This is a genomic window from Streptomyces sp. NPDC059957 (genome assembly GCF_042730015.1).
In the GTDB taxonomy this organism is placed as follows: domain Bacteria; phylum Actinomycetota; class Actinomycetes; order Streptomycetales; family Streptomycetaceae; genus Streptomyces.
Genome location: NZ_JBHWMB010000049.1, coordinates 29,452 through 43,627 on the forward strand (window position 1 = coordinate 29,452; position 14,176 = coordinate 43,627).

General features: G+C 69.4%; 10 protein-coding genes. All 10 read right to left on the reverse strand.

Features of this window, described 5'->3' with window-relative positions:
* Positions 1 to 104: 104 nt before the first annotated feature.
* The 10 genes from ACFWBW_RS28165 to ACFWBW_RS28210 all read right to left on the reverse strand — a co-directional run bounded on the left by ACFWBW_RS28165 (position 105) and on the right by ACFWBW_RS28210 (position 14,130).
* Positions 105 to 1,532, reverse strand: coding sequence for a NarK family nitrate/nitrite MFS transporter (locus ACFWBW_RS28165; protein WP_385377898.1), 1,428 nt, complete (start codon positions 1,530 to 1,532; stop codon positions 105 to 107).
* 2 nt (positions 1,533 to 1,534) lie between these two features.
* Positions 1,535 to 1,903, reverse strand: coding sequence for a hypothetical protein (locus tag ACFWBW_RS28170; protein WP_385377901.1), 369 nt, complete (start codon positions 1,901 to 1,903; stop codon positions 1,535 to 1,537).
* Positions 1,900 to 2,583, reverse strand: coding sequence for a ubiquinol-cytochrome c reductase iron-sulfur subunit (locus tag ACFWBW_RS28175; protein WP_385377903.1), 684 nt, complete (start codon positions 2,581 to 2,583; stop codon positions 1,900 to 1,902). The genes ACFWBW_RS28170 and ACFWBW_RS28175 overlap by 4 nt, the downstream gene beginning before the upstream one ends.
* A complete protein-coding gene (locus tag ACFWBW_RS28180) occupies positions 2,580 to 3,179 on the reverse strand; it encodes a 4Fe-4S dicluster domain-containing protein (RefSeq protein ID WP_243335392.1) in 600 nt (199 codons plus the stop codon). The genes ACFWBW_RS28175 and ACFWBW_RS28180 overlap by 4 nt, the downstream gene beginning before the upstream one ends.
* 6 nt (positions 3,180 to 3,185) lie before the next feature.
* Positions 3,186 to 5,516 carry a molybdopterin oxidoreductase family protein gene (locus ACFWBW_RS28185; protein WP_385377906.1) on the reverse strand — a complete coding sequence of 777 codons (2,331 nt, stop codon included), beginning with the start codon at positions 5,514 to 5,516 and terminating at the stop codon, positions 3,186 to 3,188.
* Positions 5,513 to 6,607, reverse strand: a complete 1,095-nt coding sequence (locus ACFWBW_RS28190; RefSeq protein WP_385377909.1) for an MFS transporter — start codon at positions 6,605 to 6,607, stop codon at positions 5,513 to 5,515. Before ACFWBW_RS28190 ends, ACFWBW_RS28185 begins: the two co-directional genes overlap by 4 nt.
* Positions 6,608 to 6,713: 106 nt before the next feature.
* The gene (gene pflA / locus ACFWBW_RS28195) at positions 6,714 to 7,556 is read right to left on the reverse strand and encodes a pyruvate formate-lyase-activating protein (protein WP_385377912.1); all 843 of its coding nucleotides are present in this window, start codon (positions 7,554 to 7,556) and stop codon (positions 6,714 to 6,716) included.
* A gap of 126 nt (positions 7,557 to 7,682) precedes the next feature.
* Positions 7,683 to 9,953, reverse strand: a complete 2,271-nt coding sequence (gene pflB, locus ACFWBW_RS28200) for a formate C-acetyltransferase (protein WP_385377916.1) — start codon at positions 9,951 to 9,953, stop codon at positions 7,683 to 7,685.
* Between the two features lie 264 nt (positions 9,954 to 10,217).
* Positions 10,218 to 12,518 carry an FG-GAP repeat domain-containing protein gene (locus tag ACFWBW_RS28205; RefSeq protein WP_385377919.1) on the reverse strand — a complete coding sequence of 767 codons (2,301 nt, stop codon included), beginning with the start codon at positions 12,516 to 12,518 and terminating at the stop codon, positions 10,218 to 10,220.
* A 190-nt stretch (positions 12,519 to 12,708) separates the two neighbouring features.
* Positions 12,709 to 14,130, reverse strand: a complete 1,422-nt coding sequence (locus ACFWBW_RS28210; protein WP_385377922.1) for a NarK family nitrate/nitrite MFS transporter — start codon at positions 14,128 to 14,130, stop codon at positions 12,709 to 12,711.
* Positions 14,131 to 14,176: the final 46 nt, after the last annotated feature.

The window sequence follows — 14,176 nt, forward strand, 5'->3', positions numbered from 1 at the left end:
TTTTGGTGGGGGCTCCTTGCGTCGGGTGTTGTGGGGTTGGGGGGTGGGGTGTGGTTCCTTCCCCCCCCCCCCCGCCCCCCCCCCCCCCCCCCCCCCGGCCCCGCTCAGCTGGGAGCCTCGGCGCCCTTGCGGGCGTAGAACCACCAGCACACCGCCAGGCACGTGGCATAGAAGCCGATGAAGATCCACAGTGCGTTGGTGACGGCCATCGCCGCGAACATCGCGGGGATGAAGAAGAAGCCGTAGGCCGCGATGGCCGAGGAGAAGCCGGTGACGGCTCCCGACTCCATCTCCGACTGCTTCAGCGCCGCGGCCTGCACCTCGGGACCCTTGCCCTCGGCCGCCTTCATGTGCTGGTCGCGGAAGATCACCGGGATCTGCCGGAAGGTCGATCCGTTGCCCAGCCCGGAGAAGGCGAAGGCCACCAGGAAGCCGATGTAGAAGGGCCAGAAGTCGCCCTCCTGGCCTCCGTGCGGAAGCGCGAAGATGACCACGACGAGGGCCGCCGCCATGCCGACGAAGGACAGGATCGTGACCCTGGCCCCGCCGATCTTGTCCGAGAGCCAGCCGCCGCCCCAGCGCGTGAGCGCCCCGACGAACGGGCCGATCCAGGCGTAGGTGGTGGCCTGGTAGCCCTGGGCCTCGAAGTTGTTCTTGATCAGCAGCGGCAGTCCGGCCGCGAAGCCGATGAAGGACCCGAAGGTGCCGACGTACAGCCAGGTCATCAGCCAGTTGTGCTTGCGCTTGAAGATGATCTTCTGCTGGCTGAAGGGGGCCGCGGCCACCTTCAGGTCGTTCATCAGGAACCAGGCGGCCAGCGCCATGATGACCAGGAGCGGCACCCAGAGGAAGGCGCCGTTCTGCAGCCAGATGTCGGTGTTCTTCTTCGCGTCGTGCTGCGGGCCGCCCGCCGGGGCGCCCAGGACTGCGGCGGTGACCACCAGCGGGGCGACCAGCTGGACCACGCTCACGCCGAGATTGCCGAGGCCGCCGTTGAGGCCGTTGGCGCTGCCCTTCTCCCGCTTGGGGAAGAAGAAGCCGATGTTCGCCATCGAGGAGGCGAAGTTCGCGCCGCCGATGCCGCACACGGCCGCGATCAGCGCCAGTTCCCAGTAGGGCGTGCCGGTGTCCTGGAGCGCGAAGCCCAGCCACAGCATCGGCGCGATCAGGATGATCGTGCTGAAGGCGGTGAACTTCCGCTCGCCGAACATCGGCCCGATGAAGGTGTAGAGGATCCGGAAGGTGCCGCCGGTGATGCCGGGGATGGCGGTCAGCCAGAACAGCTGCGACTTCGAGAAGCCGAAACCGACGTCGTTCAGCTTGACCACGGTCACCGACCAGACCTGCCAGACCACGAAGCCGAGCATCAGGGCCGGGATCGAGACCCAGAGGTTGCGCTGGGCGACCTTGTGGCCCTTGGACTGCCAGAAGCCCTCGTCCTCGGGCCGCCAGTCGGCGATGGTGGCCCCGGGCTTGTAGCTCTCGGCGCGGTGACTGCGGGGTGCCGACGAAGTCGGCGTGGGCATCGACATGGTCATCGGTCCTTCGGGTCGAGGAGCCACAGTCCGATCACCACGAGGAAGGACAGGACCAGGAATCCCGCTCCCCACCACGCCGTGCCGGTGTTTCCCTTCATCCACTCGTTGACGGTCACGGTGAGCGCCCAGAGCTGGCCGATCACGACCGTGAGGGCCAGGACGAGACGCGCGTTGAGCCGTGAGGAGCGCTCGGGCTCCTGCTCGGTGCCGGCTCCCGGGCCCGGGCCCGTGCTCCGGATCCGGGGGTCGCCGTATCCGCTGGTGGAGCGGATCTGCGGGTACCGCTCGCGCACGGGGCGGTTGAGCCGGGGCTGGGCACTGCCCGGGTGGTACTCCGGGCGGGGCGGCAGCGGTGTCTCGCTCATGTGGGCCTCCTCTCGGTGGTGCTCGCCCGGGCCGAGCCGGGGCAGCCCAGGCGGGCGGACTCCGCCGGGTGGGTGTCGCCGAACTGCCGGCACAGCGCGTCCTTGGCCGGCTCTCCCGACCGGGCGGTGGCGACGGCCCAGACGCTGCCGTCGGCCTGCTCGGTCAGGTAGATCCTCGGCAGCGGGCGCGGCGGCGGACCGGCCGTCACCTCGCCGGTGCGGGCGTCGAAGACACCCTCGTGGCAGGGGCAGTACAGCTCCCCGTCGGGACCGCGGTCCCCCCGCCACAGCACGCCGCAGGCCAGGTGGGTGCAGACGGCGGAGTAGCCCACGAGGGAGCCGTCCCCCAGGCGCACGGCCAGGGCCCGGTCGTCCTCGCCGGGGAACCGGAAGGCCACGGACTCGCCGGGGGCCAGCCGTTCGGCGACCTTCTTCGGGTCGGGCAGGCCCTCGTTGTCCCCGTGCCGGTGCAGGATGCCGGCGGCCACGCCGATACCGCCGATGGCCAGGCCTCCGGAGACGGTGGCGACGATCCGCAGGTAGTCACGGCGGGTGGTGAGGGAGTCGGCGCTGATCCGGTCGCGCAGCTGCTCGATCGCGGCGTCGGCAGCCGCTCCGCCGTCCGCGTGGCCGTCGCCCGGACGACCTGGGTGCGGTGGGGGCTGCTCGGTGACGCTCATCGCACGTCCCTTCCGTTGATCTCTACGACGGGCAGGCCGCCGGGGACGGGCCACTGGACCTTGTCGGCGGGGACGACCATGGCCACGCCGGTCTGGACGACGACGTCGCCGAAGACGAAGGAGTCGGCCACCTGGACCCCGGGGCGCTCCGCCTGGAGCTCTTCGAGGGTTCCGTAGAAGAGGGCACCGGTCGGGCAGACGGTCGCGCACATGGGGGCGAGGCCGTAGGCGGTGCGGTCGTAGCAGAGGTTGCACTTCATCTGCAGCTTCGCCTGGAGGTCGATCTTCGGGATGCCGAAGGGGCAGGCGTTGACGCAGTTGGAGCAGCCGATGCAGCGGGTGGTGTCGGCCTGCTGGACCACCCCGTCGGCGGTCACCAGGATCGCGTCGGCAGGACAGACCTCGGCGCAGGGTGCGACCGGGTCCTCGCAGTGCATGCAGACGCTGGGGAGGGAGGCGACGGACATGCCGGGTTCGGTGTAGTCCAGGTGGATCATCGATTTGCCGCGGTGCGAATCGCACTCACGGCAGGCCGATACGCAGGCCTGGCAACCGATGCAGCGACCCGGGTCGATGAAGATCGTGCGGCCCATCATGGCGGGTCAGCTCCTCTCCGCCGTGCCACGGCCCTGCGGGGCCGTGGGGGGCAGGGGGTCGGTGCGGGAGACCTGGGCCTCCGGATAGGCCTCACGGCCCGGCGGGGTGGGCGGCGCGGGCACCTCGTCGACCTGCTCGGCGGCCTCGATCCGGGCGGCGCAGACCTTGTACTCGGGGATCTTCGAGCGGGGGTCGAGGGCGTCGATGGTCAGGGCGTTCGCGGACGTCGGGACGGGCCAGTGGTACGGGATGAAGACGGTGTCGGGGCGGATCGCCTCGGTGACCAGGGCCGGGAACACCTCGCTGCCGCGCCGGGTGACCACGCGGACCGGTTCGCCGTTGCGGAAGCCGTGCGAGGGGTGGACCTCCACCCAGGGGCGGGGGGTCTGCTCGACGAGGGCGCCCAGCCTGCGGGTCTGGTTGCCGGAGAGGAAGTGCGCGACGGTGCGGCCGGTGGTGAGGGAGAGGGGGAATTCCTCGGTGTAGGCGTCCATGGGCAGGTGCCATTCCACGACCTGCATGTGGATCTTGCCGTCGGGGTGGTAGGTCCGGCCGTCCTCGAACAGCCGGGGGGTGCCCGGGTGCTCGGTGGAGGGGCAGGGCCAGACGATGCCGCCGGTCTCGTCGAGGCGGTCGTAGGTGATGCCGTAGTAGTCGTTGACCGTGCCGGCGGAGGCGACGCGCAGCTCCTCGAACACCTCGCGGGAGCCGGGGAACTCGAAGTGCTTCCCGGCGCCGAGCCGTCGGGCCAGCTCGCAGATGACCCAGGTGTCGGTGCGCACCCCGGCGGGGGGCTCCTGGGCCTTGTTGTGCTTGACGACGCGGGCCTCGGCGTTGGCCATCACGCCCTCGTCCTCGGCCCAGGTGGTGACGGGGAAGACCACGTGGGCGTTGGCCGCGGTCTCGGAGAGGAAGAAGTCGAACTGGGCGTGGAACTCGGCGGTGTCGTAGCCGTCCTTGACCACCGCGTAGTTGGGGAGGGAGACGAAGGGGTTGTTGCAGATGCCGATGAGGCCGCGGATCTCTTTCCGCTGCATCTGCCAGACCATCTCCATCATGGAGGTGCCGGCGCCGGGGAGTTCGGACTCCTCGATGCCCCAGATCTGGCAGATCTGCTTGCGGTGCTCCGGGTTGGTGATGGAGCGGCCGCCGGGCAGCAGGTCGGACTTCTGGCCGTGCTCGCGGCCGCCTTGGCCGTTGCCCTGGCCGGTGATGGTGCCGTAGCCGGCTCCGGGCTTGCCGATGTGGCCGGTGGCCACGCACAGGTTGATGACCGACAGGCAGTTCTCGACGCCCTGGGAGTGGTGCTCGATGCCGCGGGCGTGCCAGGCCATGGCCTTGCCCGCGCCGGCGAAGACGCGTGCCACCTGGACGATCTGCGAGGCCGGTACCCCGCAGATCTCCGCGGAGCGGGACGGCGGGTACTCGGCGACGGTCTTCTTGACCTCTTCCCAGCCGGTGGTGTGCGCGGCGATGTAGGCCTCGTCGGTGAGGCCTTCGGCGATGACCACGTTCAGCACGGCGTTGAAGAAGGCCGAGTCGGTGCCGGGCTTGAGCGCGACGTGGATGTCGGCGGTGCGGGCGATGGCCGTCTCGCGCGGGTCGATCACGATCAGCGAGGCGCCGCGGTCCCGGGCGCCCCACAGGTACTGGGTCATCACGGGGAAGCACTCCCCCACGTTCGACCCGGCGATGAGCAGGCAGTCGGTGAGGAGGATGTCGGAGAAGGGGTTGCCGGCCCGGTCGATGCCGAAGGCGAGCTTGTTGGCTCCGGCGGCGCTGACCATGCACAGGCGGCCGTTGTAGTCGACGTGCTTGGTCTTCAGCGCGACCCGGGCGAACTTGCCGACCAGGTAGGTCTTCTCGGAGAACAGGCTGGCTCCGCCGAGCAGCCCGAAGGCGTCGTTGCCGTGGGCCTCCTGGATGCGCCGGATCTCGGAGACGGTGAAGTCCAGGGCCTCGTCCCAGGAGCACTCCTTGAACTCCTCGTCCCGGGAGCGCCGCATCAGCGGGGCGGTCAGCCGGTCGGGGTGGTTGACCTGCTGGTAGGCGTTGATGCCCTTGGGGCACAGCCGCATCCGGTTGATGTCGTGGTTGCGGGGTTCCACGCCGAAGACCTTGCCGCCCTTGTCCACGCGCAGGTACATCCCGCACTGCACGCCGCAGAAACAGCAGTGGGTGGGGACGAGGGTCTCGCCGTTCTGGTCGGCGTGCCACTGGTCGGCGGGGATGCCGCCGGCGTCGCGGAAGTTGCGGGTGCCGGGCGGGGCGATGGAGGGGTCGATGGAGATGCTCACGGGCCGGGACGCGGCCTTGGCGGGGTCGGTCGCGGTCACTTGAAGCCTTTCTTGACGTGGGTCAGGTAGGCGTTGCCGCGCAGGACCCGCTTGCAGCGCGGGCAGTATTCGACGAAGGCGTTGAAGTCGAGGTTGAGGTCCTGCATGGTGCCGCGCAGGTTCTCCACGTAGGGCGTGGTGTCGATGGGCTCCTCGCAGCGCTTGCAGAGGAAGACCTGCTCGTCCTGGCGGGCCGTGTACTTGAAGAGCTGCATGCCGACGGCGGCCGGGCGCTGGACGATGTGGAAGAACTTCCCGAACGGGATGTAGATGAGGGTGAACACCACCGACACCATGTGCAGGATCGCGAGGAACTCGTATCCGCCGCCGTGCAGGAAGATCGAGGAGAAGGTCAGCAGCAGACCGGTCACGGAGATGACGATCAGGCAGATCAGCGGCAGCAGGTCGTAGGCGAAGCGCTGGCCGGTCATGGCCCCGCGGTCCTTCATCCGCCGGTACAGGAAGTACGAGGCGCCGGGGATGACGAGGACGGCGGCGATGTCCAGGCCGTGGAACATCAGCCAGCCCAGGACGCTGAGCGCGTCGAAGCCGAGGACCTTGATGCCCCAGACCCGCATGTCGTAGCCGGGGCCCGCGCCGCTGTCCGAGGTGAAGGTGAACCAGCCCCAGGTCAGCGGGAAGGTGATCGCCGCGGCGAGGAGGCAGCCCCAGAACATCAGCTGGTGGGCGATCCAGCGGGGGCGCGAGCGGGCGCCGAGGAACTTCTGGAAGCCGAGGTAGGTGGCGATCATCTTCGGCAGGGCGGTGGGCGCCTTGCGGAAGTTGTCCACCGACCAGAAGCTGCCGATGCCCTTCTTGAAGAGGCGCCGCGCGCCGGGGGCCGAGACCCACACGGTGTACCGGTAGGCCACGCCGAAGGCCAGGAAGACGGTGGCCACGGCGTAGGGCAGCAGGGCCGAGTCGAAGTCCCGCAGCAGCCGGCTGCCGAGCACGATCGCGATGATGAGCAGGAGCGAGACGACGGTGCCGGCCAGGGTGGCCCGTGCGGTGACGGACCGCCCGGCCGGCGGCGGGGTCTCGGGCGCCGGTGGGGGCGGCGCGGCGTCGATGACATCTGAGGGCTCGGACACAGCACCACGCTAGGTGGTCTGTACTGATTCGGCCCGTTATGTGGAGCTTACGGGTACGCCGTTCGAGTGAGGGATCGGGCGGGAGACCCGAGGCTGGACCCGAAGCTCAGACCGCGTTCAGTCCCTGCGCGGCGAAGATCGCCTTCGCCTCGGCGACCTGTGCGGCGGTCGGCGACGGCGTGTCGTGCAGGGTGAACTTCATGTCGAGCGCCTCCCACTTGCTCTCGCCGAGTTTGTGGAAGGGCAGTACGTCGACCCGCGAGACGTTGCCGAGGGTGCCGGCGAAGGCGGCGACGCCCTCGATGTTCTCGCGCGCGTCGGTCAGTCCCGGCACCAGCACGAACCGCAGGTGCACCTCCTTGCCGAGGCCGGCGAGGCGGCGGGCGAAGTCCAGGGTCGGCTCCAGCGGGCGGCTGGTCACCTTCTTGTACGTCTCGCGGTCCCAGGACTTGATGTCGAGGAGCACCAGGTCCACGTCGCGCAGCAGCGCGTCGGTGGCGCGGGCCCCGAGGAAGCCGGAGGTGTCCAGGGCGGTGTGCAGTCCGAGGTCGTTCTTCATCCGGTGCAGCAGTTCGCCCGCGAAGACGGGCTGGAGCAGCGGCTCGCCGCCCGAGATGGTGGCGCCGCCACCGGAGGCGGAGATGAACTTGGTGTACTTGCGGGCCTCGGCGATGACGTCGTCGGCCGAGGTGCGCTTGCCGTTGCGCATCCGCATGGTGTCGGGGTTGTGGCAGTACAGGCAGGTCAGCGGGCAGCCGGACAGGAAGGTCACGAACCGGGTCCCGGGGCCGTCGACCCCGGTGGACAGGTCCCAGGAGTGCACCGTGCCCTCGCTGGGCCGCTGTGTCGCGGCGGCGGCGGGCGTCTGGCCGGCACTGACCTGGCCGGCGCTCACGCTGATCGCGTTGGCGTGGCCGACGGGGAGGCTCGTACCGAAGAGGACGGTCATGGCAGGTGCTCCAGCTTCCAGATTCCGGTCCGGACGTCCGGTGAATGGCTGATCTGGTGACGCGCGGTCCCGGGGCCGGGTGAGGTCCGGCCCCGGGCCGCGCGTGCTCGTGGGTCTCTCGAAGGATCAGAGAGAGCCGTGGAAGGTGCGGTTCAGCACGTCGAGCTGCTGAGCGCGCGTGAGGCGGACGAAGTTCACCGCGTATCCGCTGACGCGGATGGTGAGCTGCGGGTAGTTCTCCGGGTGCTCCATGGCGTCCATGAGCGTGTCGCGGTTGAGCACGTTCACGTTCATGTGGAAGCCGTCGACCGCCATGTAGCCGTCGAGGACGCCCGCCAGGTTCTTGATCCGCTCCTCGGGGGTGCGGCCCAGGCCGTCGGGGGTGACGGTGTTGGTCAGCGAGATGCCGTCCTCGGCGTCCTCGTACGGGAGCTTCGCGACCGACAGCGCCGAGGTGACGTAGCCGTGGGTGTCGCGGCCGTTCATCGGGTTGGCACCCGGGGAGAACGGCTCGCCGGCGCGGCGTCCGTCCGGCGTGTTGCCGGTCTTCTTGCCGTAGACCACGTTCGAGGTGATGGTCAGCACCGACTGGGTGTGCTCGGCCTCGCGGTAGGTCGGGTGCTTGCGGATCTTCTTCATGAACTCCTCGACCAGCCACACGGCGATCGAGTCGACACGGTCGTCGTTGTTGCCGTAGGCCGGGTAGTCGCCCTCTAGGCGATAGTCGGTGGCGAGGCCGGTCTCGTCGCGCACGGCGGTGACCTTGGCGTACTTGATGGCGGCCAGCGAGTCGGCGGCGACCGAGAGGCCGGCGATGCCGCAGGCCATGGTGCGGCGCACGTCGCGGTCGTGGAGCGCCATCTCGATGCGCTCGTAGGCGTACTTGTCGTGCATGTAGTGGATGACGTTCAGGGCGTGGACGTAGGTGTCGGCGAGCCATTCCATCTGCTCGTCGAACTTGGCCATGACCTCGTCGTAGTCCAGCACGTCGGAGGTGAGGGCGCCGGTGGAGGGGCCGACCTGGGCGCCGGACTTCTCGTCGCGGCCGCCGTTGATCGCGTAGAGCAGGGTCTTGGCTACGTTCACGCGGGCGCCGAAGAACTGCATCTGCTTGCCGACCGGCATGGCCGAGACGCAGCAGGCGATGGCGGTGTCGTCGCCGAAGCGCGGGCGCATCAGCTCGTCGGACTCGTACTGCACCGAGGAGGTGTCGATCGAGACCCGGGCGCAGAACTCCTTGAAGCCCTGCGGCAGCTGCGGCGACCAGAAGACGGTCATGTTCGGCTCGGGGGCAGGTCCCAGGTTGTAGAGGGTGTGGAGGTAGCGGAACGAGGTCTTGGTGACCAGCGGACGGCCGTCCTCGCCCATGCCGGCGATCGACTCGGTGACCCAGGTGGGGTCTCCGGAGAAGAGCTCGTCGTACTCGGGGGTGCGCAGGAAGCGGACGATGCGGAGCTTGATGATGAAGTCGTCGACCAGCTCCTGGGCCTGCTCCTCGGTGAGGATGCCGGCCTCGATGTCGCGCTGGAGGTAGACGTCGATGAAGGTGGAGGTGCGGCCGAGCGACATGGCCGCGCCGTTCTGCTCCTTCACGGCGGCCAGGTACGCGAAGTACAGCCACTGGATGGCCTCGCGGCCGGTGGTGGCCGGGCCGGAGATGTCGTACCCGTAGGAGGCGGCCATCGCCTTGAGTTCGGCGAGGGCGCGGATCTGCTCGGAGAGCTCCTCGCGCAGGCGGATCGTCTCCTCCAGCGAGCGGTTGCCCGCGGGGAGGGAGTTGATCTCCTCCTTCTCCTCCTTCTTGACGGCGATGAGGCGGTCGACACCGTAGAGGGACACGCGGCGGTAGTCGCCGATGATGCGGCCGCGGCCGTACGCGTCCGGCAGGCCGGTCACGATGCCGGCCTTGCGGGCGGCGCGGATGTCGGGGGTGTACGCGTCGAAGACACCGGCGTTGTGGGTCTTGCGGTACTCCGTGAAGACCTTCTCCAGGTCGTCGGATACCGGGTAGCCGTAGGTCTCCAGCGCGCCGGCGACCATGCGCCAGCCGCCGTAGGGCATGATCGCGCGCTTGAGCGGGGCGTCCGTCTGGAGGCCGACGATCAGGTCCTTGTCGCGGTCGATGTAGCCGGGGGCGTGCGCGGTGATCGACGACGGGATGTCGTAGGAGACGTCGTAGACGCCCTTCTCGCGCTCCTCCGGGAACTTGTCCGTGATCGCCTTCCACACGGCGGTGGTGCGCTCGGTGGGGCCGGCGAGGAAGGTGTCGTCACCCTCGTACGGCGTGTAGTTCTGCTGGATGAAGTCGCGGACGTCGACGGCGTCGCGCCACAGACCGCCCTTGAAGCCGTTCCAGGCTTCGCCGTTCTTCGTGGTTTCCGCAGGGGTGGCAGTCATCGCCCGCACCTTCCGATCGCCTCATTGCTTGCATCCATTGCACGCCTTTTGATCGATCATTTGGCGCCGCGTTGGTCCCGAGCTGGGGCCCGAAGGTCCCCTGATCCCCAGCCCCCAGGGTCTCCCATCCCGATTGACCTGGCACTTTGGGCAGGTCAAAGGTCCATCGTGCGCTTGTGAAAACTTTCACAAGATTCTGGGAAAAGCAGCGCCCGCCGCCTGGTCGGGGACCGGGCGGCGGGCGCGGAGGCGGAAGGGGGACCGTCAGAAGGGGCGGTAGTACTTCAGGGCCGGTGCCGCGGGGCCGAGCTGCTTGCGACTGGCGAAGCTTCCTGTGCCGTTGCCCGCGTTGAGCCAGGCGAGGCCCTTCGTGTCGCGGGAGATGAGGTCGCTCTTGCCGTCGCCGGTCAGGTCACCCGCACCGACGACCGCCGTGTAGCTGCCGCCCCAGTCCTTGAAGACCAGCGTGCGCGGCTTGAAGACGCCGGGGCCGGTGCCGATCCCGGTGCCGTCGTAGCGCCAGAGCTCGCCCGAGGCGTCGAGGGCGAGCATGTCGGCCTTGCCGTCGCCGTTGAGGTCACCCGTGCTGATCATCTTCTTGTAGATGTTCCAGCCGGTGCCGACCTTGACGCGGGGGGCGAAGCCGCCGGCGCCGTTGTTCGGGTAGAGGTACAGGTACCCGCTCGCGGAGGACCGGGCCAGCAGGTCGGCCTTGCCGTCACCGGTCAGGTCACCGGTCGAGACGAGGCTGTCGTACAGCTTCCAGTCCGAGGAGACCTTCTTGTACGCGGATCCCTCCGAGGGCAGCGCGCCGCAGACCGGGGTGTACATCCGCACCTCACCGGTGACGAGCCGCACGAGCACGTCGTTGCAGCGGTCCCCGTCCAGGTCACCGAACGGCAGGAACTGCGTTGCCTGCACCTTCGGTTGCTGGGCCCAGTCCACCCGTCGGCCCTCGACCAGATCGGTGGCACCGACGGAGAAGCTCCTGAGGGCGTCCCACGTGGGAACGTCACCGTAGTGGTAGTCGGCGAGCAGTTCGGGCTTGCCGTTGTCGTCGTAGTCCCGCCACGTGGGCAGCGGGCGGCTCGTGGCCGTCGTCGCGGTGTAGGTCCGGTACGCGGTCTTGCCGTCCACGGTCGCGTACGTGTTCCACAGCGCGACCGGGCGGCCCTTGTCGTCGGTGGCCAGCTCCGTGCCCGGGTAGTAGTGGCTGACGCCCGTGCCGATGACCTTCGGCGTCGACCAAGTGCCGCCCGCGTACGTGGAGGTCTTCACGTCGGTGGGCCCCCCGCCGCCCGGCTGGTTCTGGGCCCAGGTGACCACGACCGAACCGTTCCCGGCCTGCACGGCGCGCAGCGAGCCCAACAGGTCACCGACCACGGCGAACCTGGTCGGGAACGCCTGCGGGGCCGTCCACTTCCCGGTGGCCGCCGACCGCACCGCGTAGCCGGGCGTGCCGGTGGCGCCGTAATAGTTGCTGTTGGAGGCGACGCTGATCACCATCAGGTCGCCGTTCGCCAGTGTCAGCATCCGGGGGTTCGACCGGAAGGACGAGGACACGCCGCCCGCGGCCTCGACCGGGCTCCAGGCCGTGGCGCCCGCCGCCTTGTGGGCGTACTTCCCGGCCGAGAACCAGTGGAACCCGCCCTTGGGATGCTCGGCGAGCACGACCCCCTCCGGCTGTTCACCGAGCTGCGGCAGGTCGGCCGGCTGGGACCAGGAGCCGGAGCCGGCGGCCCTCTCCATCACCTTGTAGTGCCACTTCCAGGCAGTCGGGTCGTGGTCGATGCCGTCGCCCACGTCCTTGGAGTTGCCGCCCCAGATCACCATCGCGGCACCGTCCTTCGCGACGGCGAGCCGGACGTCCCTGGCGTAGTACTCGTAGTCGTTGTCCTCGCGGTGGATGGCCTCCGGCAGTTGGTCGAGCACGGCCGGGGCGGACCAGTCCGCACCCGCCGCCGGACGCTCGGAGACGGTCAGCTTGCGGTCGGCGCCCACCCAGGCGGCGGCGGCGAGCCGGCCCGAGGCGTTCGCCGCGAGGGTGATCCGGGTGGCCACCGGGACCGTGGCGATGGTCTCCGGCGCCGAGAAGGCCGTGGCGCCGGGCAGGACCCGGGCGAAGCGGATCACCACGGCCGTGCCGTCGGCGGTCTTCTCCGTCCACTGCGTCGCGACGGAGCCGTCGCCGAGCGTGGTGAGCTCGGTGCCCGGCATCGGCACGACGGGCAGCCACGTCGTGCTTCCGGCCGGGCGTACGGAGGCCACAGTGCGGGAGCCCTCGCCGTCGGGCTGGCGCAGGATGGCCACGACCGTGCCGTCCTTGGCCGACTTCATGTCCAGGACCTCTCCCGCGAGCCCGGACACCTCCGCGGCCGAGCCCCACCGGCCCATCGCCGCCGGCACCGCGGCGGTCGCGGCCAGGGCCATCGCCGGAGCAGGGTCGGGATCGGGCGTGGCCGCCGCGGGCGCCGCGAAGGCGCTCGGCGCGGCGAGCGCCAGCGACAGTACGGGCGCCAGCGCGAGGCCGAACCGAATGCGGGCATGACGAACGTGCAGAACCATGCTGAGAGCCCCCCCGGGCTTAAGGATCATCGTGAATGAGCCAGCTGACCGCAGCGTATAGCAGCCCCCACCCGTGATCGAGACGCGGGGAACGGGGCCAGGTACCGGAAAGGCCCGGACGGGGTGCCGGGCGCCGCTCGTGCAGCGCCCCGTACCCCATCCGGGCTGACAACCAGAGGCCAGGGCAGGCCTAGCTGGGGGCCTCCGCGCCCTTGCGGGCGTAGAACCACCAGGCCACGACGACGCAGCTGGCGTAGAAGGCGACGAAGCCCCACATCGCGCTGGTCACGGCGAAGTTGGCGAACATCGCCGGGATGAAGAAGAAGCCGTAGGCGGCGATGGCCGCGGTGAAGCCGGTCACCGCGCCCGACTCGATCTCGGCCTGCTTCAGGCCCTTCGCGTACTCGGGGGTGCCCTCGGTCAGGCCCGCGAGGTGCTGGCCGCGGAAGATGACCGGGATCTGGCGGAAGGTCGAGCCGTTGCCGATGCCCGAGAAGAAGAACGCCGACAGGAAGCAGAAGAAGAAGCCGTAGAAGGAGCCCTGGTCGGAGCCCGCCGGCAGGAAGGTGATCACGCCGATGATCGATGCGCCCATGCCCACGAAGGACAGGATCGTCACCCGCGCGCCGCCGAACTTGTCGGCGATCCAGCCCCCGGCCCAGCGGGCCAGCGCGCCGAGCGCCGGGCCCATCCAGGCGTAGGTGGCGACGGAGTACGCCGGGAAGGTCGTCTTGATCAGGAGCGGGAGGGCCGCCGCGAAGCCGATGAAGGAGCCGAAGGTGCCGACGTAGAGCCAGGTCATCAGCCAGTTGTGCTTGCGCTTGAAGATGATCTTCTGCTGGCTGAAGGGGGTGGAGGCGACCTTCAGGTCGTTCTGGCCGAACCAGGCGATGACCGCCAGGACGATCAGGACCGGGACCCAGACGAACGCGGCGTTCTGGAGGTAGATCTCCGAGCCGTCGGCCTTCTTCTGGCCCGAGCCGATCGCCAGCACCGAGGTGGTGATCAGGATCGGGGTGAGCAGCTGGACCACGGAGACGCCCAGGTTGCCCAGGCCGCCGTTGATGCCGGTCGCGTTGCCCTTCTCCTGCTTCGGGTAGAAGAAGCCGATGTTGGCCAGCGAGGAGGAGAAGTTGGCGCCGCCGATGCCGCAGAGCGCGGCGATGGCGACCAGCGTGGTGTAGGAGGTGGCGGGGTCCTGCACCGCGAAGCCCAGCCACAGCAGCGGCACGATCAGGATGACCGTGGAGAGCGCGGTGAAGCGGCGCTGGCCGATCATCGGGCCGATGAAGGTGTAGAGGATGCGGGCGGTGCCGCCCGTGATGCCGGGGACGGCCGTCAGCCAGAACAGCTGGGACTGCGAGAAGCCGAAGCCGACGTCCTTGAGGTTGGTCGCCGTGATGCTCCAGACCTGCCAGACCACGAAGGCCACCAGCAGGGCCGGCACCGCGATCCACAGGTTGCGGGTGGCGACCTTCTTGCCGGTGGTCTGCCAGAAGGACGGGTCCTCCGGCGTCCACTCCGTGATCGTGCGACCGGGGCGGTACTGCGCCGGATCGGCCACCTGCACTCGGGCGGTCGCCGCGCGCGCTTCCTGCTTGGCGGAACTCATGGCATGTCCTGAAGGTTCGGAGGGGTTGAGGAGAACGAAGAGAGAA

Coding starts and splice junctions, on each gene's coding strand:
- ACFWBW_RS28205 (WP_385377919.1), bottom strand. CDS start 12,518: ATGGTTCTGCACGTTCGTCATGCCCGCATTCGGTTCGGCCTCGCGCTG.
- ACFWBW_RS28175 (WP_385377903.1), bottom strand. CDS start 2,583: ATGAGCGTCACCGAGCAGCCCCCACCGCACCCAGGTCGTCCGGGCGAC.
- ACFWBW_RS28210 (WP_385377922.1), bottom strand. CDS start 14,130: ATGAGTTCCGCCAAGCAGGAAGCGCGCGCGGCGACCGCCCGAGTGCAG.
- ACFWBW_RS28180 (WP_243335392.1), bottom strand. CDS start 3,179: ATGATGGGCCGCACGATCTTCATCGACCCGGGTCGCTGCATCGGTTGC.
- ACFWBW_RS28165 (WP_385377898.1), bottom strand. CDS start 1,532: ATGTCGATGCCCACGCCGACTTCGTCGGCACCCCGCAGTCACCGCGCC.
- pflB (WP_385377916.1), bottom strand. CDS start 9,953: ATGACTGCCACCCCTGCGGAAACCACGAAGAACGGCGAAGCCTGGAAC.
- pflA (WP_385377912.1), bottom strand. CDS start 7,556: ATGACCGTCCTCTTCGGTACGAGCCTCCCCGTCGGCCACGCCAACGCG.
- ACFWBW_RS28170 (WP_385377901.1), bottom strand. CDS start 1,903: ATGAGCGAGACACCGCTGCCGCCCCGCCCGGAGTACCACCCGGGCAGT.